The sequence below is a fragment of the Rosenbergiella sp. YN46 genome (assembly GCF_036620675.1).
Classification (GTDB): Bacteria; Pseudomonadota; Gammaproteobacteria; order Enterobacterales; family Enterobacteriaceae; genus Jejubacter.
The window spans coordinates 1-786 of the sequence record NZ_JAZHEE010000094.1 but is presented as its reverse complement, the minus strand read 5'-3'; the positions used below and the strand labels follow the sequence as shown (position 1 = coordinate 786).

Here is a 786-nt window from a genome sequence, read left to right as displayed (position 1 = left end):
GAATTTTTTGCTCATTCAGTATCACTTCAAATTCTTTTCTAAGATGGTCAGTTTTTTCACACTTCGAAACATCATCAAGATCCGAGAATTTAATTGCATTCATTTCTTGTACAATTGCGTTCATTTTGGCTGTTGTTTCAAAAATTATAGAATCAAGCCTTTTTTGTGTTTCAGGTTGCAATAACTAATACTAACCAATCATCATAGTTAACAATTCCAGTCAAATGTTAATTAAAACGAGAATTTAAGATGCAGGTTTCGTAATCTGTACTAGTATTACGAAATAATTAATTATCTACTAACAAGTAGGAAGGAAATCTAGATTATTCTCATTCATGTCGTCAGGATTAGTTGTAAGAAACCATCGCTTACTTTCAGGATGTTGCTTCTTGTGAACTATTGCCCTTTTGTTATCTTTTAGGGTGTAGAATGTATGTCCACGATCTATCCACGCGATAACTTTGCTAATTGATTGTATGCCATTATTTTGTACTCCAACATGCGTTATTCCTACCTCACTTTCTTGTTTGCAATTTATTTGTAAATCTGCCACATTTCATATTTTAAGTTCTATTATTTTAGTACACTATACTAGGATACGAAATATCATCGACAGTTTGGTAATTCTGTTGACATTTGATACGAACTGTAAACTAGAAAAAGTAGCTAATAATAGCTGACTTGTACCACATATTGTCAAGTACAATTCATCCTAAACATGGTACAAACAAAAGCACAACGACGTGCTACTGCCCGAAAAGCTGCTCGTACAAGAAAACGAAATGC

Annotated in this window: 1 protein-coding gene; it reads right to left on the bottom strand. The window is 33.0% G+C overall.

Annotated features, from left to right (window positions below):
* Window positions 1-298: 298 nt before the first annotated feature.
* The gene (locus V3W49_RS22655; RefSeq protein WP_500148198.1) at window positions 299-553 is read right to left on the bottom strand and encodes a DUF3892 domain-containing protein; all 255 of its coding nucleotides are present in this window, start codon (window positions 551-553) and stop codon (window positions 299-301) included.
* Window positions 554-786: the final 233 nt, after the last annotated feature.